Source organism: Pseudomonas sp. S36 (assembly GCF_016647875.1).
Taxonomy (GTDB): domain Bacteria; phylum Pseudomonadota; class Gammaproteobacteria; order Pseudomonadales; family Pseudomonadaceae; genus Aquipseudomonas; species Aquipseudomonas parafulva.
In genome coordinates this window covers 19,632-44,856 of sequence record NZ_JACVVG010000039.1, presented here as the reverse complement: position 1 = coordinate 44,856, position 25,225 = coordinate 19,632, and the positions used below count along the sequence as shown (strand labels likewise).

21 protein-coding genes are annotated in these 25,225 nt (G+C 62.7%); 10 read left to right on the top strand and 11 right to left on the bottom strand.

Annotation, left to right across the window (positions count from 1 at the left end):
• A partial coding sequence (locus tag IAE36_RS18880; RefSeq protein ID WP_201213997.1) for an IS3 family transposase occupies window positions 1-487 on the top strand: 487 nt, incomplete at its 5' end.
• Window positions 488-649: 162 nt separating this feature from the next.
• Here the strand turns inward: IAE36_RS18880 and IAE36_RS18875 are convergent.
• Entirely contained in the window at window positions 650-1,549 is a 900-nt protein-coding gene (locus IAE36_RS18875) for a hypothetical protein (RefSeq protein WP_028631565.1), read from the bottom strand.
• A gap of 212 nt (window positions 1,550-1,761) precedes the next feature.
• Here IAE36_RS18875 and IAE36_RS18870 point away from each other — a divergent pair, with 212 nt between their 5' ends.
• From IAE36_RS18870 to IAE36_RS18860, 3 genes are all read left to right on the top strand, one after another.
• A complete protein-coding gene (locus IAE36_RS18870) occupies window positions 1,762-2,562 on the top strand; it encodes an AraC family transcriptional regulator (protein WP_201213996.1) in 801 nt (266 codons plus the stop codon).
• A 63-nt stretch (window positions 2,563-2,625) separates the two neighbouring features.
• The gene (locus IAE36_RS18865; RefSeq protein WP_201213995.1) at window positions 2,626-4,032 is read left to right on the top strand and encodes an NAD(P)/FAD-dependent oxidoreductase; all 1,407 of its coding nucleotides are present in this window, start codon (window positions 2,626-2,628) and stop codon (window positions 4,030-4,032) included.
• Window positions 4,033-4,396: 364 nt separating this feature from the next.
• Entirely contained in the window at window positions 4,397-5,476 is a 1,080-nt protein-coding gene (locus tag IAE36_RS18860) for a polyamine ABC transporter substrate-binding protein (protein WP_201213994.1), read from the top strand.
• A 131-nt stretch (window positions 5,477-5,607) separates the two neighbouring features.
• Here the strand turns inward: IAE36_RS18860 and IAE36_RS18855 are convergent, their stop codons facing one another.
• Entirely contained in the window at window positions 5,608-7,191 is a 1,584-nt protein-coding gene (locus tag IAE36_RS18855) for a peptide chain release factor 3 (RefSeq protein ID WP_028631570.1), read from the bottom strand.
• A gap of 509 nt (window positions 7,192-7,700) precedes the next feature.
• Between IAE36_RS18855 and IAE36_RS18850 the strand changes: the two genes are divergently transcribed.
• The 6 genes from IAE36_RS18850 to IAE36_RS18825 all read left to right on the top strand — a co-directional run bounded on the left by IAE36_RS18850 (window position 7,701) and on the right by IAE36_RS18825 (window position 15,530).
• Entirely contained in the window at window positions 7,701-8,411 is a 711-nt protein-coding gene (locus tag IAE36_RS18850; RefSeq protein WP_028631571.1) for an ABC transporter permease, read from the top strand.
• A gap of 16 nt (window positions 8,412-8,427) precedes the next feature.
• Window positions 8,428-9,339 (top strand): glycine betaine ABC transporter substrate-binding protein, encoded by a 912-nt coding sequence (locus IAE36_RS18845; RefSeq protein WP_201213993.1) that lies wholly within the window; start codon window positions 8,428-8,430, stop codon window positions 9,337-9,339.
• Entirely contained in the window at window positions 9,336-9,989 is a 654-nt protein-coding gene (locus IAE36_RS18840; RefSeq protein WP_028631573.1) for an ABC transporter permease, read from the top strand. The genes IAE36_RS18845 and IAE36_RS18840 overlap by 4 nt, the downstream gene beginning before the upstream one ends.
• Entirely contained in the window at window positions 9,986-11,143 is a 1,158-nt protein-coding gene (locus IAE36_RS18835; protein ID WP_201213992.1) for an osmoprotectant ABC transporter ATP-binding protein OsmV, read from the top strand. The genes IAE36_RS18840 and IAE36_RS18835 overlap by 4 nt, the downstream gene beginning before the upstream one ends.
• Before the next feature lie 469 nt (window positions 11,144-11,612).
• Entirely contained in the window at window positions 11,613-12,776 is a 1,164-nt protein-coding gene (locus tag IAE36_RS18830) for a type III PLP-dependent enzyme (RefSeq protein ID WP_028631575.1), read from the top strand.
• Between the two features lie 198 nt (window positions 12,777-12,974).
• Window positions 12,975-15,530: a PepSY domain-containing protein gene (locus IAE36_RS18825; RefSeq protein WP_201213999.1), complete on the top strand. Its 2,556-nt coding sequence runs from the start codon at window positions 12,975-12,977 to the stop codon at window positions 15,528-15,530.
• A 33-nt stretch (window positions 15,531-15,563) separates the two neighbouring features.
• Here the strand turns inward: IAE36_RS18825 and IAE36_RS18820 are convergent, their stop codons facing one another.
• From IAE36_RS18820 to pilW, 9 genes are all read right to left on the bottom strand, one after another.
• Window positions 15,564-16,355: an amidohydrolase gene (locus IAE36_RS18820; protein WP_201213990.1), complete on the bottom strand. Its 792-nt coding sequence runs from the start codon at window positions 16,353-16,355 to the stop codon at window positions 15,564-15,566.
• Window positions 16,343-17,491 carry a pyridoxal phosphate-dependent aminotransferase gene (locus tag IAE36_RS18815; RefSeq protein WP_201213988.1) on the bottom strand — a complete coding sequence of 383 codons (1,149 nt, stop codon included), beginning with the start codon at window positions 17,489-17,491 and terminating at the stop codon, window positions 16,343-16,345. Before IAE36_RS18815 ends, IAE36_RS18820 begins: the two co-directional genes overlap by 13 nt.
• Window positions 17,492-17,623: 132 nt before the next feature.
• On the bottom strand, window positions 17,624-19,087 hold the full coding sequence (gene der, locus IAE36_RS18810) for a ribosome biogenesis GTPase Der (protein ID WP_060482246.1): 1,464 nt from the start codon (window positions 19,085-19,087) through the stop codon (window positions 17,624-17,626).
• A 117-nt stretch (window positions 19,088-19,204) separates the two neighbouring features.
• Entirely contained in the window at window positions 19,205-20,347 is a 1,143-nt protein-coding gene (gene bamB, locus IAE36_RS18805; protein WP_201213986.1) for an outer membrane protein assembly factor BamB, read from the bottom strand.
• Window positions 20,348-20,986, bottom strand: a complete 639-nt coding sequence (locus IAE36_RS18800; protein WP_060482248.1) for a tetratricopeptide repeat protein — start codon at window positions 20,984-20,986, stop codon at window positions 20,348-20,350.
• Between the two features lie 39 nt (window positions 20,987-21,025).
• On the bottom strand, window positions 21,026-22,315 hold the full coding sequence (gene hisS, locus IAE36_RS18795; protein WP_201161913.1) for a histidine--tRNA ligase: 1,290 nt from the start codon (window positions 22,313-22,315) through the stop codon (window positions 21,026-21,028).
• 25 nt (window positions 22,316-22,340) lie between these two features.
• Entirely contained in the window at window positions 22,341-23,450 is a 1,110-nt protein-coding gene (gene ispG / locus IAE36_RS18790; RefSeq protein ID WP_201213984.1) for a flavodoxin-dependent (E)-4-hydroxy-3-methylbut-2-enyl-diphosphate synthase, read from the bottom strand.
• A 3-nt stretch (window positions 23,451-23,453) separates the two neighbouring features.
• Window positions 23,454-24,455, bottom strand: coding sequence for a RodZ domain-containing protein (locus tag IAE36_RS18785; protein ID WP_028631584.1), 1,002 nt, complete (start codon window positions 24,453-24,455; stop codon window positions 23,454-23,456).
• Window positions 24,452-25,213, bottom strand: coding sequence for a type IV pilus biogenesis/stability protein PilW (gene pilW / locus IAE36_RS18780; RefSeq protein ID WP_201213983.1), 762 nt, complete (start codon window positions 25,211-25,213; stop codon window positions 24,452-24,454). Before pilW ends, IAE36_RS18785 begins: the two co-directional genes overlap by 4 nt.
• Window positions 25,214-25,225 lie beyond the last annotated feature (12 nt).

The window sequence follows — 25,225 nt, the reverse complement described above, 5'->3', positions numbered from 1 at the left end:
TGTCCCATCAGGGCCAGAGCACGTTTGGGTAGCGGACATCACTTACCTGCCAACCAGAAGCGGCCCGCTGTACCTGAGCCTGGTAACAGATGCTTACTCCAGAAAGATTGTTGGCCATCATGTGCACGAGAGCCTGCATGCCGAGTCGGTTGCGCAAGCCTTTAGACAGGCCCTGCGCAAGCGGCGGCGTCTCCAGCCGTTAGTCCATCACTCGGACCGAGGTATTCAATACTGCTCAGCGCTATACCAGTCACTGCATGCGCGGAACGGGGTCCAATGCTCGATGACTGACGGATACGACTGCTACCAGAACGCGCTGGCCGAACGGATCAACGGAATCCTCAAAACAGAGCTGCTGCTGAGCAATCCAGATAATTTGGAGCAAGCAAGAAAGATGGTTGATGAGGCGGTGCAGATCTACAACACGGAGCGGCCTCATATGGCCCTGAAAAACAAAACGCCCGATGCGGTGCATCGGGCGTTTTGAGGCCTATCGGCCTACCTGAGCAGGTGTAAACCTATTTCAGGACTAGACAAGTGCATGTTGTCAGTGCAGCGATCAGTGCACGAACAATGCGATAAGAATGATGATTGGAATTGGGATACCCAGCATCCACAGTAGAATCGAGCGCATAGTTATTCTCCTTGCTTATCGTTGAATGGTGCGGTGAGCGACGTAGTCGCCTTCAACCCACTGCACGTGATCGCGGCGACGGCCACCGTACAGGGCGGCGACGCTGGCGAAGAAGGCGCCGCACAGCAGGGCGACGAAGGTCCACAGGGCAGTCCATGCGGCCACTTTGGCAGCGGTGTCGGCCGCCTGCTTGGCGTCGGTCTTGAGCTGCTGGATCTGAGCCATTACCTGGTCCACACGGGCTTCAGCTTCAGCCTGGGTCATGCGGGTACGTTGAGCCACCAGCTGTGCCAGGTAGGCGCGGTCTTCCGGGGCCAGTGCACCGTCACCGGCAGCACCCTTGGCCAAAATGCGGGCCGCTACGCCATTGGCAGCATCATCGCTGACCGGCGCCGGGCCTTCGCCACGGAACAGGCCATCAACGAAGTAGCCCAAGGAGTCGTCCGAGGCTTGCGAAGCCGCTGCACCGCCTGCCGCTACCGTTACACCCGCTGCCTGCGACGCAGCACTTGCGCCGGCACCTACCAGGTTGCCTGCGGTGCCCAGTATCAGCATGGCCGCCACCAGCGTGGCGACAGCCCAGGACAGGAAGCCATGCGCAGTGTCACGGAAATACACTTCATCGCCATGCAGGTTCGCCCATTTGACGCGCAGGCGACCGGCCAGGTAGCCACCCAGGCCGGAAGCGATGATCTGCGTCACCAACAACCAGACAATGGTGGAAATGCCCAAGGCTTTCGCGCTTGCCCCCTCATTGGCCCAGGGCGAGGTGGCCGCAAAGCCAAGCCCCGCACCCAGCACTACCAGTATGAGAGATACGGCGGCTGCAGCAGCGGCGCCAGCGAAGATCGCCGCCCAGGAAACACCTGAGCGGCTTTGTGTATCGACAACGGAGTAGTCGGCAGAGGGGATCATGATGTGTTCGCCTGTATGTTGTTAGCGAGAAGTCCATTCGCGCAGTAAACGTTGCAGCGGCTGTGCCAGCTGTCACAAAAAATGACGTCTATACAAATCAAGCACTTAGAAAAAAACGTCATATTTTCATCGTGCAAAATGCGCGAATGGGCTGCTGGGGTCAGGTGTTCTGCATTCTTGTGGCAAGCCGGGCGACGAGGCATCATTTGCCCATGACCCTACCCGATGGCGCGGCCCAGACGCCGCTCACTGCCGATACCGTCCTGCGCTACCACCTGTGCTGGAAGTACCGTGACCTCGATGGCGTGCTGGCCCTGTACCACCCCGATATCCAGTACCACGACTTCTTCCAGAACCGCGTGCTGGGGTACCAGGACTTGCGCGACTACGTGCGCGCCTGCCTGCCCCACGCGGCCGGGGAAGACATCGTGCACAGCGACCGGATACGCGTTGACGGCTGTACCGCATTCATCCAGTACCAGGTCACTGTGCAAGGGGGAGATGGGCTGGTGGCGTTCCAGTCCAGCGAGGCGATCACGGTCCGGGACGGGCTGATCTGGCGGGTGAATGAATACGCTACCCTGGTGCGCCAGGACGGCAGCCCCCACAGCGGGGGTGGTTTACGCCCGGCCACCAGCCGCCTGGGCCTTTCACCCCGCCAGCTGTCGACCATGGCCCAGGACCTGGAGCATTACTTCCAGGGGCATCGCCCTTATCTGGACCCGGAACTGGACCTGCAGCAGGTGGCCAACGCCAGCGGCTACAGCCGCAACCAGATCTCCTACCTGCTGAACCAGGTGCTGGGGCAAAGCTTTTACCGCTACGTGAACCAGGCGCGCCTGCACCACCTGATGGCGACCCTGGACGAGGACAGCGCCACCACGCCCATCGACGACCTGGCGTTCAGCGCCGGTTTCAACTCGCTGTCGGCATTCTATAAATGCTTCCGCGAACACACCGGCCTTACGCCCAAGGCGTACCTGAAGCAGATTTCCCTGCGTGCACGCACGTAAGACAACCGCCAGGGTTCGCCACTAGGATCGCCACATACCCCGCCGGATGTGGAGCCCGCCCCAATGCAACCCCTGCGCAGCCTGAGCTTGTGGATGGACCAGCTTGACGAGCCGCTGTGCGCTCGCCCGGCCCTGCGCGAGAGCCTCGAGGCAGACGTGTGCATCATCGGCGCCGGCTACACCGGCCTGTGGACCGCCTATTACCTCAAGCGCCAGGCGCCGCAGCTGAACATCGTGGTGATCGAGGCCAACATCGCCGGCTTCGGCGCGTCAGGGCGCAATGGCGGCTGGCTGATGGGCAACCTGCTGGGTGAGGACCGCCTGCTGGCGAGCCTCTCGCCGCAACAACGCCGGGCCAGCATCGACCTGCTGCACGCCATTCCCGACGAGGTTGGGAACGTGCTGCAGCGTGAGGGCATCGATTGCGACTACCGCAAGGGGGGCGTGCTGTACTGCGCCGCCCGCTACCCCGAGCAGGAGCGCAGCCTGCGCGCCTACCTCGACGACCTGTATCGCCAAGGCATGACCGAGGACGACTACCGGTGGCTGCGCCCCGAGCAGCTGGACGCCCAAGTGCGTATCAGCAATGCCTATGGCGCCATCTACAGCCCGCACACCGCCACCATCCAACCGGCGAAGCTGGCCCGCGGCCTTGCCCGTGCCGTAGAAGCCCTGGGGGTGCCGATTTATGAGAACACGCCCGCGCTTGACTGGCGGTCGGGCGAGGTCAGCACGCCCCTGGCACGCATCCGCTGCCAGTGGATCGTGCCGGCAGTGGAAGGCTATGCTGCCAGCCTGCCACCGCTGGGCAAGCATCAACTGCCGGTACAGAGCCTGCTGGTCGCCACCGAGCCGCTGCCCGACACCACGTGGGATGAAATCGGGCTGGATCGGGGGCAGGCATTCAGCGAAGGCAGCCGCCAGGTCACCTATGGCCAGCGCACCACCGACAACCGCCTGGTTTTCGGCGCACGGGGCGGCTACCGCTTTGGCGGCAGGCTGCGGGACGACTTCAACCTCCAAGCCCATGAAGTGGAACTGCGCCGCTACCTGTTCAGCGACCTGTTCCCGCAGCTGCAGCACGCGCGCATTACCCACACCTGGGGCGGCAACCTGGGCATGGCCCGGCGTTTCCGCCCGCACATGCTGTGCGACCGCCAGCGTGGCATTGCCCTGGCGGGCGGGTATGGCGGTGAGGGCGTGGGGGCCACCAACCTGGGCGGGCGCACACTGGCGGCGCTGATTCTGAACCAGCACAACGCCCTCACCGGCCAGCCCTGGGTGCACGACAACCGCCCGCTCGCCAGCCTGGCCAGCTGGCCGCCCGAACCCTGCCGCTGGCTGGGCTACAACGCCATCATCCAGAGTTTCGTCCACGAGGACCGTACCCTCGCCAACCCGGCTACCCCGCCTTGGCGCCGGCGCCTGGCCAGCCACCTTGCGGACTTCATGGAAGGCTTTATGCATTGATAGGACGTTGGGTGCCTGCCTCCCGAGAGGGAGCGCCTGTGGAATCGAGCGCCGCCCGCGCGGCGCATCGCGAGCTGGCGCTCGCTCCTACATTTAGTTCGGGCCAATTAATGCTATGAAATATGCGCATGTTGTACAAACAAGGCGGTCGCGCGGCATGACTGGCCAGAAACAAACGTAGGAGCGAGCGCCAGCTCGCGATGCGCCGCGCGGGCGGCGCTCGATTCGACAGGCGCTGGCGATATTAAGACAGGCGCCTAGCAGCCCTAACCGAATCCCCAAGACACCCATTGAGGTAACGCACAATTCTGATCCGCTGATCGCCTGCCTTCGATAACAACAGACAAAGCAAGGTAAACCCGACATGCGCACACTCCTGATCGCCCCCCTGATGCTGGCCGCCAGCGTGGCCGGTGCCGCCGAAACGGTAAAGATCTACAACTGGTCCAGCTACGTCGCGCCCGACACCCTGAAGAACTTCCAGCAAGCCACCGGCATCGTGCCCACCTATGACGTGTACGACAGCAACGAGACCCTGGACGGCAAGTTGATGACGGGCAATTCCGGGTACGACGTGGTGTTCCCTTCCAACCACTTCATGGCCCGGCAAATCCAGGGCAAGGCACTCAAGCGCCTGGACAAGTCGCAGTTGCCCAACTGGAAAAACCTCAACCCGGTGCTGCTCAAGGCACTGGAGGTCAATGACCCAGGCAACCAGTATGGCTTCCCGTACCTGTGGGGCAGTACCGGCATCGGCTACAACATCGACAAGGTCAAGGCCGTGCTTGGTGACAATGCACCGGTCGACTCCTGGGACTTGATTTTCAAGCCTGAGTACATGAGCAAGTTGAAGCAGTGCGGCGTAGCGGTGTTGGACAACGGCCCGGAGCTGCTGCCAATCGCCCTGCACTACCTCGGCCTGCCCCACCACAGCCAGAACCCGGCGGACTACGACAAGGCCAAGGCGCTGCTGATGCAAGTACGGCCCTACATCAGCTACTTCCATTCATCGAAGTACACCGGCGACCTGGCCAATGGTGATATCTGCGTCGTGGTGGGCTTCTCGGGGGATGTGTTGCAGGCCAAGAACCGCGCAGAGGAAGCGCATAACGGGGTCAAGGTCGGCTACTCGATCCCGAAGGAGGGTGCCCCGCTGTGGTTCGACATGGTGGCAATGCCGGCCGATGCACCGGATGAAAAGGCAGGGTATGCCTACATGAACTACCTGCTGGAGCCGCAGGTGATGGCCAACATCAGCAACCATGTGCAGTACGCCAATGGCAACCTGAACGCTGACAGCCTGGTGGACCCGGCCCTGAAGGGCAACAGCATGATCTACCCGAGCGAAGCGGTGATGGGCAAGCTCTACGCCCTGGAAGCCATGCCCGCCAAGATCGACCGCATCCGCACCCGGATATGGACCAGCATCAAGGCCGGCAATTGACAGCGGCTGCTAGCCACAAGCTTTAAGCTGCAAGCTGCAAGCTGCAAGCAGTGCGGCCCGACACAGGTCCGCTTCTTCTTGTAGCTTGCAGCTTGAGGCTTGAAGCTGCTGACAGCTGCTTTCAGCAGCTGTCAGTGGTGCTCGCGGGTAGCGCGGAACTTGATGTCAGGCCAGCGCTCTTCCATCAGTGCCAGGTTGACCCGCGTCGGTGCCAGGTAGGTCAGGTGACCACCACCGTCGATGGCCAGGTTCTCCATGGCCTTGTTCTGGAAGTCCTCGAGCTTCTTCTTGTCGTCGCAAGTGATCCAGCGCGCCGACCAGACGGTGATGGGCTCGTAGGCGCACTCGACCTTGTATTCTTCCTTCAAACGGCTGGCCACCACATCAAACTGCAGCACACCCACGGCGCCCAGGATGATGTCGTTGCTGCGCTCGGGGAAGAACACCTGGGTGGCGCCTTCTTCCGCCAGCTGCTGCAGGCCCTGGCGCAACTGCTTGGACTTCAGCGGGTCTTTCAGGCGCACGCGGCGGAACAGCTCCGGGGCGAAGTGCGGGATGCCGGTGAAGCCCAGCGCCTCGCCTTCGGTGAAGGTGTCGCCGATCTGGATGGTGCCGTGGTTGTGCAGGCCGATGATGTCGCCGGCAAAGGCCTCTTCCAGCTGTTCACGCTCGGAGGAGAAGAACGTCAGCGCATCACCGATACGCAGGTCCTTGTTGGTGCGCACATGGCGCATCTTCATGCCTTTTTCGTACTTGCCCGAGCAGATGCGCATGAAGGCAATGCGGTCCCGGTGTTTCGGGTCCATGTTCGCCTGGATCTTGAACACAAAACCGGTGAACTTCTCTTCCACCGGCTCCACGGTGCGCTCATGTGCCACCCGGCCCAACGGGCGCGGCGCCCAGTCGACCACGGCGTCCAGCACATGGTCCACACCGAAGTTGCCCAGCGCAGTACCGAAGAACACCGGCGTGAGCTGGCCGTCGATGAACTCCTGCTGGTTGAACTCATGGCAGGCGCCCTGCACCAGCTCAAGCTGCTCGACGAACCCATCGTACTGGTCGCCCAGGTGGGCACGGGCCTCGTCGGAGTCCAGGTGCTGGATGATCTTGGCTTCGGTGCGTTCGTGGCCGTGGCCCGGCGTGTATACCACGATGTAATCGCCGGTGAGGTGGTACACACCCTTGAAGTCGCGGTAGCAACCGATCGGCCAGGTAATCGGCGCGGCCTTGATCTTCAACACCGCCTCGATCTCGTCCAGCAGTTCGATCGGGTCGCGGATGTCGCGGTCGAGTTTGTTGATGAAGCTGACGATGGGGGTGTCACGCAGCCGGCACACATCCATCAGGGCGATGGTGCGCGGCTCGACGCCTTTACCGCCGTCAAGCACCATCAGCGCCGAGTCCACCGCGGTGAGGGTACGGTAGGTGTCTTCCGAGAAGTCTTCGTGGCCGGGGGTGTCGAGCAGGTTGATCATGTGCTCGCGGTACGGGAACTGCATCACCGAGGTGGTGATGGAGATACCACGCTGCTTCTCCATTTCCATCCAGTCGGAGGTGGCGTGGCGGTCGGACTTGCGCGACTTCACGGTACCGGCGACGGAGATGGCCTTGCCCATCAGCAGCAGCTTCTCGGTGATGGTGGTCTTACCGGCGTCGGGGTGGGAAATGATTGCGAAAGTGCGGCGCTTCGCGACTTCGGCGGCCTGGTTGGTCATGGGAAATCGCCTGACTGGGGGATGAAAAAGGGGCGGTATCATACCTGAAATTGGCCCTGGACTAAAACCGGAGGAATCAGCTGTGCCTGCGCCGGCCGCTTCGCGGGTGAGCCCGCGCCCACAGGCGGCACTTGTGGCTTGCCAGCCAGTGCCAACCCATACGATAAATGCCTGATCCTGACGAATGCCCGCAGGGCAGTTATTTCAACGCCTACAGCGTATTTAACCGCTGCTTTTTCTCGCCATAATTCACCTTGACCAGTGATTAACACTGGCCAAATGCCGCCTCAGATGGGAACCTTATGCCCCCCGGAGACGTCCACTCCCCTGTAACCCACCTCGGTTCAGGGCTGGTTTCACCAGCATCCACGAGCCTGACGGGGCTCGACTCATGGCATGACCGACCTGCCCTGCAGGCATCACGCTGCTACTCGCGAACACACCACCCGCCGCCCGATCGGGCCGGCCAAGAAGAAGTGTGCTCGCCGACGACAAAAAGGAGTCCACCTGTGGCGAAACGCTACGGAAAAGGGCTGTTGGGATGGGCCACCGTGCTCGTCATCCTGGCCCTGCTGGTCCACTGGATCGGCCTCGACACAATCGCGCGCTATCGCGACGATCTGACGTTCTACCTGCAAGCGCACCTGGTGCTGGTGCTGGCTTCGATGGCGGCGGCACTGGCCGTGGGCATCCCCGCCGGCATTGCCTTGAGTCGACCGCACAGGGTCGACAAAGCCGAGCGCTTCATGCAGTTCTTCAACGTTGGCAACACCATCCCCCCCCTGGCCGTACTGGCCATCGCCCTCAGCGTTCTGGGCATCGGCGCAGGGCCTGCGATCTTCGCCCTGTTCCTCGCCTCCCTCCTGCCCATCGTGCGCAACACCTACGAAGGCCTCAAGAACGTACCCGCCTCGCTCAAGGAAGCCGCCACCGGCATCGGCATGACGCCGCGCCAGCAACTGTGGCAGGTGGAACTGCCCAACGCCGTGCCCATCATCGTCGGCGGCGTGCGGGTGGCCCTGGCACTGAATGTGGGCACTGCGCCGCTGGCGTTTCTGATCGGTGCCAACAGCCTGGGCAGCCTGATCTTCCCTGGCATCGCCCTGAACAACCAACCGCAGTTGCTGCTTGGCGCAGCCTGCACCGCACTGCTGGCGCTACTGCTGGATGCGTTGGTGAGTTTTTCCAGCAGACGCTGGCTGGAACGCGGCCTGGCCTGACCACTTGAGGGAACCCATGAAAAAAGTTATCGCCTTGCTCCTGGGCGCGGGCCTGCTGTTGTCAGGTTTTGCCCAGGCAGCGGAAAAACCGCTGATCCGTATCGGCGCCCGGGTGTTCACCGAACAGACCGTGCTGGCCGAAATCACCGCCCAATACCTGCGCGCCAACGGCTTTGACGTTCGCGTCACCGGCGGCCTGGGCAGCAGCCTGGCACGCCAGGCCCAGGAAACCGGCCAGCTCGACCTGATGTGGGAATACACCGGCGTATCGCTGGTGTCGTACAACCACATCGACGAGCGCATGCCCAGCCCCGAGGCCACGTACGCCAAGGTCAAGGAACTGGACGCACGCAAGGGCCTGGTATGGCTCAAGCCATCGAAGTTCAGCAACACCTATGCCCTGGCCCTGCCCAGTGAAGTCGCCCGTGAATACCCGCAGGTGAACACCATCAGCCAGCTGAACGAAGTGCTTGAGGCCGAGCAATCGCGCAAGCACCTGGTGGCGCTGGACACCGAGTTCGCCAACCGCCCGGACGGCCTTGATGGCTTGCAGACGCGCTACGGCATGCACCTGGGCCGGGCCAACATCCGGCAGATGGATGCCGGGCTGGTCTATACCGCCCTGCGCAACAACCAGGTGTTTACAGGGCTGGTGTACACCACTGACGGCAGGCTCAACGCGTTCAAGCTCAAGCTGCTGGAAGACGACAAGCACTACTTCCCTGACTACACCGCAGGGCCGGTGATCCGCAAAGCCGTACTGGACGCCCACCCCCAGCTCGCCGAGCTGCTGGCGCCCCTGGCCGACCAACTGGATGACGAGACCATGCGCCAGCTCAACGCCAAGGTCGACGTCCAGCACCAGAGCCCGTCTTCGGTGGCCGCCGCCTTCCTGCGTGAGCATCCCTTGCACGAGGTGACCCCATGAGCCTGTTCGACACGTTCGCCCACCTGGACTGGGCATTGGTCCTGCAACTGACCTGGCAGCACATCATGCTGGTGGGCATCGCCGTGGGCCTGGCCATCCTCATCGGCGTGCCGCTGGGCATCCTGATGACCCGCTTCCCGTTCCTGGCTGGCCCGCTGCAGGCCAGCGCCACGGTGCTGCTGACCATCCCCTCCATCGCCCTGTTCGGGTTGCTGTTGCCGTTCTACTCCAAGTTCGGCCAGGGCCTGGGCCCGTTGCCGGCGATCACGGCAGTGTTCCTTTATTCACTGCTGCCCATTCTGCGCAACACCTACCTGGCGCTGACCAACGTCGAGCCAGGCATCCGTGAAGCCGCGCGCGGTATCGGCATGACCTTTGGCCAGCGCCTGCGCATGGTCGAATTGCCCATCGCCGTACCGGTGATCCTGGCCGGCGTGCGTACCGCCGTGGTGATGAACATCGGCGTGATGACCATCGCCGCCACCATCGGCGCGGGCGGCCTTGGCGTGCTCATCCTCACCTCCATCAGCCGCAGCGACATGTCGATGCTGCTGGTTGGCGCCGTACTGGTCAGCCTGCTGGCAATCATTGCCGACCTGCTGCTGCAAACCCTGCAACGTGCCCTGACTCCAGAAGGAATGCGCTCATGATCGAACTGAAAAACCTCAGCAAAACCTTCAACGCCAACGGCAAGGATGTCAAAGCCGTGGACGCGGTCAGCCTTACCGTCAACGAAGGCGAGATCTGCGTGTTCCTTGGCCCCTCGGGCTGCGGCAAGAGCACCACGCTGAAGATGATCAACCGCCTGATTACCCCTACGTCCGGGCAGGTGTTCATCAATGGCGAGGACACCAGCGGCCTGGACGAGGTGACCCTGCGTCGCCACATCGGCTACGTGATCCAGCAGATCGGCCTGTTCCCCAACATGACCATCGAAGAGAACATCACCGTGGTGCCACGGCTGCTCGGTTGGGACAAGCAGCGCTGCCACGACCGCGCCCGCGAGCTGATGCACATGATCAAGCTTGAACCCAAGCAATACCTGCAGCGCTACCCCCGCGAGCTGTCCGGTGGCCAGCAGCAGCGTATCGGCGTGATCCGTGCCCTGGCGGCAGATGCACCGGTGCTGTTGATGGACGAACCGTTCGGCGCGGTGGACCCGATCAACCGCGAAATGATCCAGAACGAGTTCTTCGAAATGCAGCGCGCGCTGAACAAGACGGTGATCATGGTGAGCCACGACATCGACGAAGCGATCAAGCTGGGCGACAAGATCGCCATCTTCCGCGCCGGCAAACTGCTGCAACTGGACCACCCGGATACCTTGCTGGCGCACCCGGCAGACGATTTCGTCAGCAACTTCGTCGGCCAGGACAGCACGTTGAAGCGCCTGTTGCTGGTGCGTGCCGAAGACGCGGCAGACAACGCGCCCTCGGTAAGCCCGCAGACGCCGGTAGGCGAAGCCCTGGACCTGCTGGACGAACACGACCGCCGCTACGTGGTGGTGACCGATGGCCAGAACAAAGCGCTGGGCTACGTGCGCCGCCGCGACATGCACCGCCAGCAAGGTACCTGTGCCGACTTCCTGCGCCCCTTCAACGCCACCGCCTCCCACGACGAGCACTTGCGCATCCTGCTGTCGCGCATGTACGAGTTCAACCGCGCCTGGTTGCCGGTACTGGATGCCGAACAGGTGTTCTTGGGCGAGGTGACCCAGGAGTCGATCGCCGCCTACCTGAGCTCGGGGCGCTCCCGCGGGATGAAGACCAGTATCGTCTCGCCGGCCGAGGTGGCCGCCTCGTAACGTGCCACCTGCCAGCCGCAAACGAGGAATCGCCGGTCAGTAACAAAAAATTTATGCACAAATACCGGTACGCCCGTACCCGATAAATGTGGCCATAAATATGAACACCCCCGCGCCCCTCACCACCGGCGCTGCCCCCACCAGAACGTGCAAGTCCTTGTGGGGGCGGGCCTGTGTACACCACCTGGAAACAGGGCTATTCCACAATTCTTTACGCTTGAAACAGCCCGGGGAACATCGGCCGGTCATACGAGTCGGTTATTCGAAGGGTGGCGGGTGTATCCACGGCGATCACGCCGGGATTGCCTGTTGATTCTGCATTCTTCACGCCCTAAAGTGCGCGCCGAACGTCCATGCTGGAAACGATCCATCCGGCTCAAGTACTGAGTAGGCGAACCAAAGTGGGGATACGGAGGGCGTTCAGTTTGCAGCCACTTAAATTTTCAGTTTGCCCATGGAGTCCCTGAGCATGTCGATCCAGGTCGAAGATTATTTCGCACGCGACACCTTCCAGAAAATGAAGGCTTTTGCCGACAAGCAGGAAACGCCGTTCGTACTCATCGACACCCAGATGATCAGCAAGGCCTACGACGACCTGCGCGCCGGCTTCGAATTCGCCAAGGTCTACTACGCGGTCAAGGCCAACCCGGCGGTCGAGATCATCGACCTGCTCAAGGACAAAGGCTCGAACTTCGACATCGCTTCCATCTACGAACTCGACAAGGTGATGGACCGCGGCGTCAGCGCCGACCGTATCAGCTACGGCAACACCATCAAGAAGTCCAAGGACATCCGCTACTTCTTCGAGAAGGGCGTGCGCCTGTACGCCACCGACTCGGAAGCCGACCTGCGCAACATCGCCAAGGCTGCACCAGGCTCGAAAGTGTACGTGCGCATCCTCACTGAAGGCTCCACCACCGCTGACTGGCCGCTGTCGCGCAAGTTTGGCTGCCAGACCGACATGGCCATGGACCTGCTGATCCTGGCCCGCGACCTGGGCCTGGTGCCTTACGGCATTTCCTTCCACGTGGGTTCCCAACAGCGTGACATCAGTGTGTGGGACGCCGCGATCGCCAAGGTCAAGGTGATCTTCGAGCGCCTGAAGGAAGAAGACGGCATCGAACTGAAGCTGATCAACATGGGGGGTGGCTTCCCGGCCAACTACATCACCCGTACCAACAGCCTGGAAACCTATGCCGAAGAAATCATCCGCTTCCTGAAGGAAGACTTTGGTGATGACCTGCCAGAAATCATTCTGGAGCCAGGCCGCTCGCTGATCGCCAACGCCGGTATCCTGGTCAGTGAAGTGGTACTGGTGGCGCGCAAGTCGCGTACCGCCGTGGAGCGTTGGGTGTACACCGACGTGGGCAAGTTCTCTGGCCTGATCGAAACCATGGACGAGTCCATCAAGTTCCCGATCTGGACCGAGAAAAAGGGCGAGATGGAAGAAGTGGTCATCGCCGGCCCCACCTGCGACAGTGCCGACATCATGTACGAGCACTACAAGTACGGCCTGCCGCTGAACCTGGCCATTGGCGACCGCCTGTACTGGCTGTCCACCGGTGCCTACACCACCAGTTACAGCGCTGTGGAATTCAACGGCTTCCCGCCGCTGAAGTCCTACTACCTGTAACACCGAACGGGGCCGCAAGGCCCCGTTTTCGTTGGGGCCTTGCCTTCGCAGGCGGTGTAGCAGACGGGTTTTAACCCCTGGGGCTGTAAAGATTGTAAAGCCTCACGAATGTTAACCAATCTCAATTGCTGGCCACTATCACTTCCATTAACATCCCCGGGCGTCGCGCCTATGCGGCCGTACACAGGGTGATCGATGGTGGTGAAGAAGACGCTGTTCCAACTGCACTGGTTGTTTGGCATCACCGCGGGTTTGGTGCTGGCGTTGATGGGCATCACCGGCGCCCTGTATTCGTTCCAGGAAGAACTGCTACGCGCGTTCAATGGCGAGGTGCTGCGGGTCGAGGTGCGGCCCGAAGGTGTATTGCCGCCTGCCGAACTGGTCAAACGCGTAGAGGCCCAGCAGCAGGACAAGGTGGCAATGCTATGGGTGGATGTGCGTGAGGGTGATGCGGCCCGCGTATTCTTCACCCCCGCGCCAGGCGAGCGCCGCGGCGAACTGCGCTATGCCGACCCTTACACCGGTGAACTGAAGGGGGACGTGGCGGGCCAGGGCTTCTTCAGCTTGATGCTCAACCTGCACCGGTTTCTAGCCATGGGTGACACCGGCCGCCAGATCACCGGCGCCTGCACCCTGATGCTGGTGTTCTTCTGTTTGTCCGGGCTGTACCTGCGCTGGCCACGCAAGGCCCTGGACTGGCGCACCTGGCTTACCTTCGACTGGGCCAAGAAAGGCCGCGCATTCAATTGGGACCTGCACGCCGTGGCCGGTACCTGGTGCCTGCTGTTCTATCTGCTGTTCGCGCTTACCGGTTTGTTCTGGTCCTACGAGTGGTACCGGGAGGGCCTCAACAGGTTGCTGGCCGATGCCCCGGCCGCAGGCCAGCAGCAAAAACGCGGCGAAGGCCGTGGCCGCCACGGCCCCCAGCACATCGACAAGAACGCCCCGCCGCTGGTGGTCGATTACGACGCCATCTGGGCCACCCTCAGCAACGCTGCCGGCCCTGGGCTGGCCAGCTACAACCTGCGCCTGCCGCCCGTGGGTGGGCAACCCGCCAACCTGTTCTACCTGCAGGCCGATGCCGAGCACCCCCGGGCCTTCAATACACTGGTGCTGGACCCGGCCAACGGCCAGGTGCAGCGCCATGAACGCTACACCGACAAGTCGTTCAAGGCCCAGCTGCTGCAGAGTGTCTATGCCCTGCACGTGGGCGAGTACTTCGGCCTGGTGGGGCGTATCACCCTGACCATCGCCAGCCTGACCATGCCAGTGTTTTTCGTCACCGGCTGGCTGTTGTACCTGGACCGGCGCCGCAAGCAGCGCCAGGTACGCGCAGCCCGGGGTAATGTAGCCACGGCGAGCATGGCGGGCGACGGCTGGCTCGTCGGTTTCGCCAGCCAAAGCGGCTTTGCCGAGCAGTTGGCCTGGCAGACCGCCGCCCAGCTTCAGGCGGCAGGCCTGGCTGTGCAGGTGCGGGCGCTGGGTACACTGAAAGAGGAGGATTTGCGCCAGGCCAGGCGTGCGGTGTTCGTGGTCAGCACCTTCGGTGACGGTGAGGCGCCGGACAGCGCCCGGGGCTTCGAGCGCAATGTACTGGGCAAGGCCTTGGCACTGAACCACCTCAACTATGCCCTGCTCGCCCTCGGCGACCGTCAGTATCCACACTTCTGCGGCTTCGCCCGCCGCCTGCAGGGCTGGCTGGGTGAGCGTGGGGCCAGCTGCACATTCAGCCCAGTCGAAGTGGACTGCGCCGACCCTGCGGCCTTGCAGCAATGGCAGCAGGCACTGACACGTCTGACCGGGGCGGAGCCGGTGACAGCGTGGCAACCGCCGAGCTTCGGTAGCTGGTCCCTGGTCAGCCGCACACTGTTGAACCCGGGCAGCCTGGGGCAGCCGGTCTACCTGCTGGGCTTGCAGCCGCAGGGGCCTGCCACTTGGGAAGCCGGCGACTTGGTGGAGATCCTGCCGCTCAACGGCCCTTGCCGGGTCGAGGCATTTCTCAAGGGCCTGGCGCTGGATGCCATGGCCCCGGTGCAACTGGGCGGCCTGACCGAAACCTTGGCCCAGGCGCTGGCGGGCCGGCAATTGCCGATGCGCCGGGATCATCTGGTGGGCCTGCACCCGCAAGCACTGGTGGAGGCACTGGTGCCCATCGGCACCCGCGAGTACTCGATTGCCTCGATCGCCAGCGACGGCGTGCTGGAGCTGATCGTGCGCCAGGAGCGACACACTGATGGGCAACTGGGCCTGGGCTCGGGCTGGCTGACCGAATACCTGCCCCTGAATGGCTCACTCAGCCTGCGCCTGCGCCGCAACAGCGGCTTCCACCTGCCGGAAACTGCCGCGCCAATGGTGCTGATTGGCAACGGCACTGGCCTTGCCGGGTTACGCAGCCTGGTTCGCGCACGGATCAGCGCGGGCGAGCAGCGCAACTGGCTGCTATTCGGCGAGCGTAATCGGGCACATGACCTGCTGTGTGGCAGTGAGCTGCAAAGCTGGCTGGCCAGTGGCGACCTCACGCGCCTGGACCTGGCCTTTTCCCGTGACCAGGCAGAAAAGGTGTACGTGCAGGATGTATTGCTGCAGCAGGCCGATGAACTGCGGCGCTGGGTGGCCGAGGGTGCCTGCATCTATGTCTGCGGCAGCCTGCAAGGCATGGCCGCGGGTGTGGATGCGGCGCTCAACGGCATGCTGGGTGAGGCAGCTGTGCAGCAGCTGATCGAGGACGGGCGCTATCGGCGGGATGTGTACTAGGGTAGCCCCGTACCTGCCGACAGCAGCCGCCAGTCAATGCAGGTCGAAGGTGTCGGCGTCCAGGTTGGCCGGGAATTTGGTGCGGTAAGCGGCCAACTCCGCCGCGCTGAGCACCACCGTGAACACGCCATCCGCCTCGCCGGCGCTCAACAGGCTTTCGCCCTGGAAATCCAGCACCTGGCTGTCGCCGGAGTACGCAAACCCTTTGCCGTCGGTCCCCACACGGTTTACCGCAGCCACATAGCACAGGTTCTCGATGCCCCGCGCCGGCAACAGGCGGTTCCAGTGCTGGCGACGGGCAGCGGGCCAGTTGGCGGTGTACAGCAGCAGGTCGGTGTCCTGGGCATCGCGGCTCCACACCGGGAAGCGAAGGTCGTAGCAAATCAGCGGGCGGATGCGCCAGCCCTTGAGCTCGAACTGCACCTGACGCTCCCCTGGGGTGTAATGCTTGTGCTCACCGGCCATGCGGAACAGGTGACGCTTGTCGTAATGCAGGATCTCACCATCCGGCCGCGCCCACAGCAAGCGATTGCGATGGCTACCGTCGGCTGCCTGAATGATGACGCTACCGGTGATCACCGCGCCGTGCTTCCTGGCCTGGGCCTTCAACCACTTGTAGGTTGGCCCGTTTTCCTGCTCGGCCAGGCTTTCGGACTGCATCGAAAACCCTGTGGTGAACATTTCTGGCAGGATCACCAGGTCCACCTCGCCCACTTGCTCCAGCAGCACTTCGAAATGCGCGTAGTTGGCCTCGCGGTCGTGCCAGGCGAGTGTGGTTTGCACCAAGGCAATGTTCAGATTCGGCAGCGTACTCAAATCGCGCATAGTTTCTCCGCTGCCTGGCGCAGCGTCTCCTCTCGTTTGGCAAAGCACAGGCGCACCAGGCGCTGCCCGGTGATGGCCTGCTGGTAGAACACCGACACGGGGATGGTCGCCACCCCGTGCTCGCGGGTGAGCCACAGCGACATCTGCACATCGTCCAGGTCGGGGCGTATGCGCGCGTAGTCCACCAGCTGGAAATAAGTGCCTGCGGTGGGTGTGAACGTAAACCGCGAACCCGCCAGTAAACCGCAGAAGAGGTCGCGCTTGGCCTGGTAGAACGCGGGCAACTGCTCGACATGTTCAGGGTGCGCGGCCATGAAGTCAGCCAGGGCACACTGCAGCGGGGTGACGCCGCAGAAGTTCACGTACTGGTGCACCTTGCGCAGTTCTGCGCTGAGCGCTGGCGGTGCGATCACGTAGCCAGTCTTCCAGCCAGTGACGTGGTAGGTCTTGCCGAACGAACTGACCACGAACGCGCGCCGGTACAACTGCTCATGGGCCAGCACGCTGGCATGGCGGGCACCGTCGTACACCAGGTGTTCGTAGACTTCATCGCTGACCACGAACACGTCGCGCTCGCCGATCAGTGCGGCCAGCTGGTTCAGGTCTTCGTGGGTGACCAGCGCGCCGCTGGGGTTGTGCGGCGAGTTGAGAATGACCATGCGGGTACGCGGGCTCAGGGCATCCGCGAACCGCTGCCAGTCGATACCAAAGTCACCGTCGCCAAGCTGCACGTGCACACAGCGCCCCCCCGCCAGTTGCACGGAGGGTTCGTAGCTGTCGTAGCAAGGGTCAAAAACGATCACCTCGTCACCAGGGTGAACCACCGCCTGGATGGCGCAGAAAATCGCCTCGGTGGCACCGGGTGTGATGGTCACTTCCTGGTCGGCATCGACCTGGGCGCCATACAACCGCTGCACCTTGCCCGCCACCTGCTGACGCAGCGCAGGCAAACCGGTCATCGGCGAATACTGGTTGTGCCCGGCAGCCACATGGCGCCCTACCGCGTCGAGCAGCGCCTGTGGCCCATTGAAGTCAGGGAAACCTTGCGACAGGTTCAGCGCACCCGTCTGCGCGGCAAGCTGAGACATGGTCGTGAAAATGGTAGTGCCGACATCCGGCAGTTTACTGCTGATCATGTCTCCCCCCCTTTCCTAGCGGCAAGCTGCAAGCTGCAAGCTGCAAGCCGCGAGCTTGAAGCTGCAAGAAAAAAGCAAAGATAACGCGGTCTGCCTTTACTTGCAGCTTGCAGCTTGCCGCTCGCAGCTGCTTTACCGTTTGTCGCGGCGTTTTTTCTCGGCTTTTTTGTGGTGGGACATCAAGCGGCGTTTCTTGTTGACCTGGCGGTCGGTCAGGGTGTTTTTCTTGCCTTCGTACGGGTTGTCACCACCCTTGTACTCAATGCGGATCGGCGTACCGACCAGCTTCAGTACCCGGCGGTAGGTGTTTTCCAGGTAACGGGAGTACGACTTCGGAATCTTGTCGGTCTGGTTGCCGTGGATCACGATCAGCGGCGGGTTGGCGCCACCCAGGTGGGCATAACGCAGCTTGATGCGGCGGCCGTTGACCAGCGGCGGCTGGTGTTCGCTGACCGCATCCTCGAGGATCTGGGTCAGGCGGCTGGTCGGCCAGCGGGTGACCGCAGACAGGAATGCAGCCTGCACCGACTTGTACAGGTGGCCTACCCCAGTGCCGTGAAGCGCCGAGATGAAGTGGATGTCGGCAAAATCGACGAAGAACAGCCGGCGCTCCAGCTCGGTCTTCACGTAGTCGCGCTCACCCGGCTCCATGCCGTCCCACTTGTTCAGGGCGATGACAATGGCACGGCCCGCTTCCAGGGCAAAGCCCAGCAGGTTGAGGTCGTGGTCAACCACCCCTTCGCGGGCATCCATGACGAAGATGACCACGTTGGCGTCCTTGATCGCCTGCAGCGTCTTCACCACCGAGAACTTCTCGACTTCCTCGTGGATCTTGCCGCGCTTGCGCACACCCGCCGTGTCGATGAAGGTGTACTTGTCACCATCACGCTCGAACGGAATATAGATACTGTCACGGGTAGTGCCTGGCTGGTCGTACACCACCACACGCTCTTCGCCGAGCATGCGGTTTACCAGCGTCGACTTGCCCACGTTCGGGCGGCCGATAATGGCGATCTTGATGCCATCCTTCTCGCTCGGGCCCGGAATGCGCACGGCCTCTTCGCCTTCGGCCACGTCGGCGTCAAGCGCCTCTTCGACCTGGTCGCGCGGGATGTGGCCTAGCACGGCTTCCATCAAGGCGTTGATGCCGCGCCCCTGGGAGCCCGCTACCGGAATGGCATTGCCCATGCCCAGCGGCGAGAATTCGGCGCGGGCAACATCGGCGTCGATGTTGTCGATCTTGTTGGCAACCAGAATCGCTTCTTTGTTGCGCTTGCGCAGGTGCTCGGCAATCATCTGGTCGGCGGCAGTCATGCCGGCACGGGCATCCACCAGGAACAGCACATAGTCGGCTTCTTCGATGGCCATCAGCGACTGCTCGGCCATCTTTTCGTCCATGCCCACTTCGTCACCGGTAATACCACCGGTATCGATCAGGATGAAGGAGCGACCCTGCCAGCTGGCATCACCATACTGGCGGTCACGGGTCAGGCCCGACAGGTCACCGACGATGGCATCGCGGGTTTTGGTCAGGCGGTTGAACATGGTGGATTTGCCAACGTTCGGGCGGCCCACCAGGGCAATTACGGGAACCATTGGCTCTCCACTCTTGAATTCTTGAAAATGCAAAGGCCGCTGCAAGGCAGCGGCCGGAGTTCGGGCGGCGTTTCCTACGCCGCGGCCTGAAGCCCTACCAAGGCTTCAAGCATAGCTTCAGCGGATGGTCAGTGCCTCGAGCTTGCCGCTGTTGCCAAATACATAGATGGTGTCGCCGACCACCAGTGGTCGCGCGCGCAGGCCATCGCTGTCGATACGCTCACGGCCAACAAAGCGGCCATCGACCTGGCTCAGCAGGTGCAGGTAGCCTTCGAAGTCACCCACTGCCACGTAGCTGCTGTACACCTCCGGGGCGGTCAGCTGCCGGCGAGCCATGGCATCGTTGGACCAGATCGCGCTGGAAGAACGCTCGTCCACCCCTTCGACGGTACCGGACGCTTCGCTGACGTAGACGTTGCCGAAGCCCTGGGCCACACCCACACAGCTGGAGGCGTCGCGCTGCCAGATCACACGGCCGCTTTCCAGGTCCAGGCCCGCAACGCGGCCCTGATAGGTACTGACGTACAGGGTACCACCGGAGAGCAGCAACCCGCCGTCGATATCCACAACACGGTCCAGCTCGGAGCGGCCCTTGGGAATGGCCACGCGGCTTTCCCACACGGGTACGCCGTTGCTGATATCCACCGCAACCACCTTGCCGGTGGACAGGCCGGCCACGGCCAGGCGGTTGGTGGCGATTGGCGCGCCGGTGCCACGCAGTGTCAGCACGGCGGGGCTGCTTTCGTAGATCCAGCGACGATCACCGGTAGCCGCATCCAGGCCGATCAGGCGATCGTCCTGGGTTTGTACAACGACCACATCACCGTTGTTGGCAGGCGGCGCCAGTACTTCGCTGGTCACCCGCGAACGCCAGCGCTCTTCACCGGTGCTCGAGTCCAGGGCGATCACTTCACCCTTGAGGGTGCCGAGCATCACCAGGCCGTAGCCCACGCCGACAGCGCCGGAAACTGGCAGGTCAAGGTCCTTGTTCCACACCACGTTACCGGTGATGCGATCAAGGGCATAAACGTCGCCCTTCACGTCGGACGCGTAGATGCGGTCGTTTTCAATGGCCGGCACCAGGGTGTTGTAGGTTTCGCCCTGGCCGTCACCAATCGAACGGCTCCACTGCTTTTTCAGCACCACTTCCTCGGTGAACTTGGTCAGCTCGGCCGGGGGCAGTTCCTTCTTGCTGTTACTGCTGCAACCTGCGGCCAGTACGGCCAAGGTCAGCACTGCTGCTTGTTTCCAACCGATCACTTACGCGTCCCCTTTGGCCAGGTCATCCAGCTTCAATTGCAAGCCACCGACCGCCGCCTCGTCGGACAGCGCAGCCTTGGCTTTTTCGTAAGCGCTGTGGGCGTCGTCAGCGCGCCCCAGCTGCACCAGCAGGTCACCCTTCAACTCTTCACGGCTGGCCAGAAACGCCTTGTCAGCGTCGCCGTCCAGCAGCTTGAGGGCATCCTCGGCCTTGTTCTGAGCGGCCATCACCCGTGCCAGGCGCTGGCGGGAAATCTCGCCCAGGGTAGTATCGGCGGGCTTGTCCACCACAGACTTGAGCTCGGCAGCGGCGTCGTCAAGCTTGCCGGTTTCTACCGCCACCTTGGCCACGAACAGGCTACCGTACTGGGCATAGGCGGTACCGCCGAACTCGCTCTTGAGCTTGCCGGCCAGTTCCGCAACCTTGGTCGCGTCAGGCTGGCCGCTGGGCGTCAGGCTGGTTTCCAGCAAGGCCTGGTACAGCTGCGAAGCACCTTGCGACTGGTTGTTCTGGTACTTGTGCCAGGTATTCCAGCCCAGCACCACCACACCCGCCAACAGGGCGCCGGTCAGCAGCGGCTTGCCGTTGCGGTTCCACCAGTCCTTGACCCCTACCAGTTCATCATCGGTACTCGACACCCCAATACTCCTTTTCGCCTATTCGCTTGTTGAACCGCGTTACGCCTGGGCGATTGCGGTTTCCAGGTGCTCTGCAAGAGCATCCCAGGCAATGTTCTGTTGTTCGCCCTGACCGCGCAGGGGCTTGAAGCCGATCTCCTGGCTGGCCAGTTCGTCGTCGCCGAGAATCAGGGCGAACAGCGCGCCACTCTTGTCGGCCTTCTTGAACTGGCTCTTGAAGCTGCCAGCACCGGCGTTGACCGCCAGGCGCAGGCCCGGCAGGCGATCGCGCAACTGTTCCGACAGGCGCAACCCGGCCAGTTCGGCCTGCTCGCCGAAGGCGCACAGGTAGACGTCAACCTGACGGCTGATGGATTCAGGCACCTTGCCGAGCGTTTCCAGCAGCAGGATCAGGCGTTCGATACCCATTGCGAAACCAACGCCGGGGGTCGGCTTGCCGCCCATCTGCTCGACCAGGCCATCGTAACGCCCACCCGCACACACCGTGCCTTGGGCGCCAAGTTTGTCGGTGACCCACTCGAAGACGGTCTTGCTGTAGTAGTCCAGGCCACGCACCAGCTTGGTATTGAGCTGGAACGGGATACCGGCAGCGTCCAGGCGCGCCTTGAGGCCTTCGAAGTGCACCCGCGATTCTTCGTCCAGGTAGTCTTCGAGCTTCGGTGCGCCCACCAGCACCGCCTGGGTGTTCGGGTCCTTGCTGTCGAGGATGCGCAGCGGGTTGCTCTTCAGGCGACGCTGGCTGTCTTCGTCGAGCTGCTCCAGGCGCGCCGAGAGGAACTCGACCAGCGCATCACGGTAGCGGGCCCGTGCTTCGCTGGTGCCCAGGCTGTTGAGTTCCAGCTTGACCGCGTCCTGGATGCCCAGCAGGCCCCACAGGCGCCAGGTGAGCATGATCAGTTCGGCATCGATGTCCGGGCCGTCCAGGTTGAACACTTCCACACCGATCTGGTGAAACTGGCGGTAGCGGCCTTTCTGTGGGCGCTCGTGGCGGAACATCTGGCCGATGTACCACAGTTTCTGCACCTGGCCGTTGCCGGTGATGCCATGCTCCAGCACCGCACGTACGCACGCTGCCGTACCCTCGGGGCGCAGGGTCAGCGAATCGCCGTTGCGGTCCTCGAAGGTGTACATCTCCTTTTCGACGATGTCGGTCACTTCGCCGATCGAGCGTTTGAACAGCTCGGTGAACTCCACGATGGGCGTGCGGATCTGGCTGTACCCGTAGGTGTCCAGCAGGCCGGCAACGGTACCTTCGAAGTAGCGCCACAGCGGCGACTGTTCTGGCAGGATGTCGTTCATGCCACGGATGGCTTGCAGCGATTTGCTCACGAATAGTCCTTACGAATTCTGTGTATCAGCCACGGGCAATCAGTGCCGCGTCGGCTTCGGCCTTTTCGGCCGCTTTCTGGCGAATGAGCTTTTCCAGCTCATCTACCAGGTTGTCATTGGTGAGCTTCTGTGCCGGCTTGCCGTCGATGTACACCAGGTTCGGCGTACCACCCGTCAGGCCCACATGGGATTCCTTGGCTTCACCGGGGCCGTTGACCACGCAGCCGATCACTGCGACGTCCAGCGGTACCAGCAGGTCTTCCAGCCGCCCCTCCAGCTCGTTCATGGTCTTGACCACATCGAAGTTCTGCCGCGAGCAGCTCGGGCAGGCGATGAAGTTGATGCCACGCGAACGCAGGTGCAGCGACTTGAGAATGTCGTAACCGACCTTCACTTCCTCGACCGGGTCGGCCGCAAGCGAAATACGGATGGTATCGCCAATGCCTTCGGCAAGCAGCATACCGAGGCCCACAGCAGATTTCACCGTGCCCGAACGCAGGCCGCCGGCTTCAGTGATGCCCAGGTGCAACGGCTGCACGATCTGCTTGGCCAGCAAGCGATAGGCTTCGACGGCCATGAATACATCGGAGGCCTTGACGCTGACCTTGAAGTCCTGGAAGTTCAGGCGATCGAGGTGCTCGACATGGCGCAACGCCGACTCTACCAGCGCAGCCGGGGTCGGTTCGCCGTACTTTTTCTGCAGGTCCTTCTCCAGGGAGCCTGCGTTGACGCCGATACGGATCGGGATACCCCGGTCGCGGGCGGCATCCACTACAGCCCGCACACGGTCCTCACGGCCGATGTTGCCCGGGTTGATACGCAGGCAGTCCACACCCAGTTCGGCCACGCGCAGGGCAATCTTGTAGTCGAAGTGAATGTCGGCCACCAACGGGACGCTGACCTGCTGCTTGATGCGGCCGAAGGCCTCGGCGGCGTCCATGTCCGGTACCGAGACGCGAACGATGTCGACGCCGGCATCGACCAGACGCCGGATCTGCCCGACGGTAGCCGCCACATCGTTGGTGTCGGTATTGGTCATGCTCTGTACTGCAATGGGGGCATCACCACCCACCGGCACATTGCCGACCCAGATTTTGCGGGATTCGCGACGTTTGATCGGGGATTCGCCGTGCATGAGTTACTGTCCCAACTTCAGGCGAGCGGTTTCGCCACTGGTGAACGGGGCAACGTCGACGGGCTGGCCGTTGTAGCTGACCTGGGCGCCACGGGCAAAGCCCAGACGTACCGCGAAGGGCGGCTTGCCGGTCAGTTCGAGGTTGTCCCCCTTGCGCTTGATGGCGCTGAACAGCACCTTGCCGTTGCCATCGGAAACCTGGGTCCAGCAATCGGCCACGAACTGGATGGCGACCTTGGCACTGCCCGCTGGCACGGCGGCTGGTTGAGCAGCGGCCTCGGCCGATGGCGCAGGGGTAGCCGGTGCACTGGGTGCCGCCACGGTTGGGCTGACGGTGCTGGGGGCAGGTGCCTGTTGCACCGTGGCCGGGCTGCTGGCCGGGGCCGTGGCGGCCGCAGGCGCCTGTTCGGCAGTGGCGGCTTGCTGGCCGGCCGTGTTCTGCTCCAGAGGCAACGGCGCGCTCTCGGGCTGCTGCCCTGCCGAAACCGCCTGGTCTTCAGGCTCATCGAGCGGGTGGATCTGGGTGGTGCCGTCTGCGCTTTCGACCTCGACGTGTTCAAGGGCGATCTTCGACAGGTCCTTGCCACGCTGGCTGCCCTGGTCCTGCCACCAGGCGAAGCCGCCCCCTACCACCGCCAACAGCAGCAGCAGGCTGACGCCGCGCAGAATGTTATGGGACAGGCGCATGGGCTCCTCGATGCGGCCCAGCGAGTGCACGTCGCTGCCCTTGGCGTGGGTGCCGGTGTAGCGGTCGAAGGCCTCGACCAGCGCGGCCTGGTCCAGGTCCATCAGCTTGGCGTAGGCACGGATATAGCCACGGGCGAAGGTGTGCCCCGGCAGCTTGTCGAAGGCGCCGGTTTCCACATGGTTCAACGAACTGAGGGTGAGGTTGAGCTTGCGGGCCACCTCGGCTTGGGACCAGTCCCGTTTTTCACGGGCCAGGCGCAAAAGCTCACCGGGGTTCTGGCCAGGCGCTACGGCTACTTCGGGATGCGCGGCGTTCATCGTTGCTCCGACAGGTATTGCTGATATTCCGGCGTACCGGGATAAAGTCGTTGTAATTGCTGGCCCAGCTCGGCCAATGTGCCTTGTTGGTCGAAGACCCTGGCAAGGCGGCTACCCAGCAACAAGCTACGGGCGTCGTGGTCGCTCAGCTGGCTGAAACGATCGTAGTAGTCCCGGGCCGGCACATAATGCCTGTTTTCGTAGGACAACTCAGCCATTTCCAGCAAGGCTTTCGGCTGCCGTTGGTCCAACTGCAGTGCTTTGTGCAAATAGGCGTGCGCCTGGTCGCGGCGATCGAGCCGCAGGGCAGTCAGGCCGAGGTTCTCGAACACACGCGAGCGCTCAGGATACAGGGTATCGGCACTGGCCAGGCGAAACATCTGCTCGGCCTCGGCAAATCGCCCCTGAGCATAAAGGAAACTGCCGTAATTGTTGCGAATTCGTGTGGTGCCGGTACTGGCCTGCAGGGCCTGTCGAAAATGCCGCTCGGCCAGGGCGGGCTCACCTTCAGCCTGGTAAACCAGCGCCAAGGCCGCGTGGGCATCGCTGTCGTGGTTGTCCAGTGCCAGCGCCTGGCCCAGTGGCACCTTGGCCTGGCCGGTAAAGCCCTGTTGCAAATAACCCAGGCCCAACTGCACGTAGGCGCGCCCCGCCTGCGCCCTGCCCTCGCGGCTGGCCAGCGGGTCGCCGGTGCCGCCCGACACGCAACCGGCCAGCAGCAGGAGCGCAAGGATCGACAGCGCGGCGCGCAGGGTCATGGGCAAAGTACC

What these genes read in the sequence shown, in the direction of transcription:
- IAE36_RS18875 (WP_028631565.1), bottom strand. Translation starts at nt 1,549, where the DNA reads ATGATCCCCTCTGCCGACTACTCCGTTGTCGATACACAAAGCCGCTCA.
- IAE36_RS18870 (WP_201213996.1), top strand. Translation starts at nt 1,762, where the DNA reads ATGACCCTACCCGATGGCGCGGCCCAGACGCCGCTCACTGCCGATACC.
- IAE36_RS18865 (WP_201213995.1), top strand. Translation starts at nt 2,626, where the DNA reads ATGCAACCCCTGCGCAGCCTGAGCTTGTGGATGGACCAGCTTGACGAG.
- IAE36_RS18860 (WP_201213994.1), top strand. Translation starts at nt 4,397, where the DNA reads ATGCGCACACTCCTGATCGCCCCCCTGATGCTGGCCGCCAGCGTGGCC.
- IAE36_RS18855 (WP_028631570.1), bottom strand. Translation starts at nt 7,191, where the DNA reads ATGACCAACCAGGCCGCCGAAGTCGCGAAGCGCCGCACTTTCGCAATC.
- IAE36_RS18845 (WP_201213993.1), top strand. Translation starts at nt 8,428, where the DNA reads ATGAAAAAAGTTATCGCCTTGCTCCTGGGCGCGGGCCTGCTGTTGTCA.
- IAE36_RS18840 (WP_028631573.1), top strand. Translation starts at nt 9,336, where the DNA reads ATGAGCCTGTTCGACACGTTCGCCCACCTGGACTGGGCATTGGTCCTG.
- IAE36_RS18835 (WP_201213992.1), top strand. Translation starts at nt 9,986, where the DNA reads ATGATCGAACTGAAAAACCTCAGCAAAACCTTCAACGCCAACGGCAAG.
- IAE36_RS18830 (WP_028631575.1), top strand. Translation starts at nt 11,613, where the DNA reads ATGTCGATCCAGGTCGAAGATTATTTCGCACGCGACACCTTCCAGAAA.
- IAE36_RS18820 (WP_201213990.1), bottom strand. Translation starts at nt 16,355, where the DNA reads ATGCGCGATTTGAGTACGCTGCCGAATCTGAACATTGCCTTGGTGCAA.
- IAE36_RS18815 (WP_201213988.1), bottom strand. Translation starts at nt 17,491, where the DNA reads ATGATCAGCAGTAAACTGCCGGATGTCGGCACTACCATTTTCACGACC.
- der (WP_060482246.1), bottom strand. Translation starts at nt 19,087, where the DNA reads ATGGTTCCCGTAATTGCCCTGGTGGGCCGCCCGAACGTTGGCAAATCC.
- ispG (WP_201213984.1), bottom strand. Translation starts at nt 23,450, where the DNA reads ATGCACGGCGAATCCCCGATCAAACGTCGCGAATCCCGCAAAATCTGG.
- IAE36_RS18785 (WP_028631584.1), bottom strand. Translation starts at nt 24,455, where the DNA reads ATGAACGCCGCGCATCCCGAAGTAGCCGTAGCGCCTGGCCAGAACCCC.
- pilW (WP_201213983.1), bottom strand. Translation starts at nt 25,213, where the DNA reads ATGACCCTGCGCGCCGCGCTGTCGATCCTTGCGCTCCTGCTGCTGGCC.